Consider the following 2927-nt stretch of genomic DNA (forward strand, 5'->3'; position numbering starts at 1 on the left):
GGTCAGCTCGGCAATACTGCCGACCACGGCATCCGGGCGGTGGGGGTGTTTGACCGTGTGCGGGAAAATCTTGTCCAGCCAGGCCTGATCCCAGCCCGCGCCATTGTAGAAAATGGAGGTGACGCCGGCTTCCTTGGCGGCAATCACGTCGGTGGTGCTGTCGCCCACGTACCAGCAACTTTCGGCGGGTTTCTTGCCAAGAATCTCCATGGCTTTCAACAGCATTTGTGGTGACGGTTTGCGTTCCTCCACATCGCTGCCGCATACCACCACATCAAACAAATCTTCCCAGCCTGTGCCATCCACCAGCGCCAGTTCGTGTTCCAGAAATTCGCGCTTACGGTTGGAAATCAGCCCGGTCTTCACGCCCAGTTCACGCAGGTGTTCCAGTTGCTGGCGAATGTCCGGTTCCAGTGGATGCACCTCGGCCACATATTTCCGGTAGGCCTGATCAAACGCCTGGTGGGCACGGCCTTTGGCATCCTGGTCGCTGCCGAACAGCACTTCGAAAATATCGGTGCGGGAAATCTTCCGTTGAGACACGATTTTGGGGTGCAGACGATGGTGATCTTTCACATAAATCAGCAGCTTGGCGTCTTCAATGGTTTTGGATTCATCCGGGTCCAGCAGCCGCTCCCACAGGTCAAGACTTTCCAGTTGGGGAAGGATGTCATCCACGGCGTGATACATGGCGTCATGGGTGTCTACCAGGGTGGCATGCCAGTCGATAAGAATGACATCGGGACGTGCATGGGGCAGTTGCAGAATGCTCATGAGGACTTTGCCCGTGGGTTGTCAGTGATGGTTATACCCTTGTCATATTAGGGTGCTGCCATGTTGTTCAGCCTAACCACAAGTATAGACAAGCGCTGGTGTTTTTTAAGGTGCTGTAAGACGCGTCACTTTTTTGAAAAGCTTTGGGTGGGACTATCGTGACACTCTGTAAAATTTGTGCTTCTATCGAAGGCGGATCACAGGTTTGACGTTGCAGCTCGGGGTGCTCAACAGTTCTGCCCGGGAATGGCGGCGATTAACAAAACAATGAACAGGGATGATGATCATGGGTACTCTCGCTTTCCGTCGTACCCTCGGTGCTGCGCTACTTCTCGCTCCTCTCACTTGCTTGGCGGATTCCTCTTTCGAAGTATACGGCTTCGGGATGGTGGATTATGTGCAGGGTTTCGATCGGGTAACTCCCGAATGGGAAGATACCTTGCGCCCCGGACGAATTCCTTATGACCAAGACACGGTAGGCAGTGATGGCCAAGCTGTCATTGGTGTCCGCCAGAGCCGTTTGGGTGTGAATGCCAGCACCATGGCCGGTGACAGTGAGCTGACAACCAAATTTGAATTTGACATGTTTGGCGTCGGTCCGGACGAAGGTCAGACAACGATTCGTTTGCGCCATGCCTACGGTGAATGGAAGTCCATCTTGGCGGGGCAGACTAATAGTGTGTTCATGGACGGTGATGTATTCCCCAATGTGATCGATTACTGGGGTCCGTCGGGCATGGTTTTCCTCCGTAATCCACAGATTCGCTGGACGCCGGTGAAGGGTGATTCTACCGTCGCGGTGGCCATCGAAAATCCGGGTAGTGGCGTGGATAGTGGCCTTGATCCTGGTACTGCCGGCGATGACGAATATCCGGATATCACTGCCCACTTCCGTCAGGTGGGAGACTGGGGTCACTTTCAGGTGGCCGGTATCCTGCGTCAGGTGGGTTACGACACGCCCGGTGGGCCGGATGGTAGCCCGGATGACAGTGAACTGGGCTGGGGTGTAAACCTGACATCCACAGTCAACATGTTTGAAAAGGATCGCATCATCCTGGGTGTGGTCCACGGTAACGGTATTTCTAACTACATGAATGATGGTGGAGTGGATATGGCTCCGGATGGTAATGCGGCCGACCCGGACTACAAGGCTGTGCCACTCACAGGCCTTATCGCTTACTACGATCACTACTGGAATGATGCCTACAGCAGTTCGGTAGGCTATAGCTCCACAGAAATCGATAATATGGATTTCCAGACAGCAGACGCTTTCAACAAGGGCGAGTACGCCTCTGTCAACTTGCTGCACACTCCCAACGATAAAGTGCTGATGGGCATGGAGTATTTGTTTGGGAAACGTACGGCTAACGACGGCACTACCGGCTACGACCGCCGTGTCCAGTTCAGCATTAAATACAGCTTTTCCAGTGGCAATCTGCTTTAAGTGGAAGCCGGGATCTCTCAGAGGGAGCATGAGTAATGCAATATTCACGTAAGTTCTTCAGCCTGTTTTTTGCCGGTATGCTGGCGGTGGCAAGCGCCAGCTGTTCAGCAGAAAACGAGGCGCCAGCGGCGTCTCCGGTGGACAGCAAGCTCACTGAAAAGAACATCAATGCCGAATTGAAGAAGGCCTACGACAAGTACAAGGGCCTGAAGGAAGGCGCCAACGCAGATTACATCCCGGCGCTCGACAAAGTGGATTCCAACATCTTCGGTATCGTGCTGGTGACCGTCGATGGCAAGATCTACTCCGTGGGTGACATCGAATCGCAAGTGTCGATCCAATCTATCTCCAAGGTCTTCACCATGGCCAAGGTGACGGAAGAGAAAGGTATTGGTGTCTTGCCCAAGAATGTGGGTGTGGATGCCACCGGCCAGGTGTTCAATTCCATCTATGCCATCGAGCAGCACCAGGGCCATGAAATGAACCCGCTGGTGAATGCCGGTGCGATTACCACTACCAGCCTGGTGTCCGGAAAAAGCTACAACGAAATCTGGAACAAGATTCTCGGATACTACAGTGATTTTGCCGGCCGGGAGCTGACCGTGTTGGAAGATATCTACAAGTCGGAAGCGGCTACCAACCAACGTAACCAGGCGATTGCTCACCTGATGTATGCCTACGGCCATATCGAAGGCGACCCGCTGCAGGC

3 protein-coding genes are annotated in these 2927 nt (G+C 53.7%); 2 read left to right on the top strand and 1 reads right to left on the bottom strand.

Features of this window, described 5'->3' with window-relative positions; genetic code table 11:
* Nucleotides 1–774: HAD family hydrolase (locus tag A3754_RS13550; protein WP_063520116.1), on the bottom strand; the 774-nt coding region annotated here is incomplete at its 3' end.
* Nucleotides 775–1060: 286 nt separating this feature from the next.
* On the opposite strand from A3754_RS13550, the gene A3754_RS13555 reads away from it, so the two are divergent.
* Together A3754_RS13555 and A3754_RS13560 are read left to right on the top strand one after the other, a co-directional pair.
* Nucleotides 1061–2218, top strand: a complete 1158-nt coding sequence (locus A3754_RS13555; RefSeq protein ID WP_231880623.1) for a DcaP family trimeric outer membrane transporter — start codon at nucleotides 1061–1063, stop codon at nucleotides 2216–2218.
* Nucleotides 2219–2253: 35 nt separating this feature from the next.
* The coding region (locus A3754_RS13560; RefSeq protein ID WP_197468652.1) for a glutaminase at nucleotides 2254–2927 on the top strand (674 nt) is incomplete at its 3' end.

The sequence above is a fragment of the Alcanivorax sp. HI0083 genome (genome assembly GCF_001635175.1).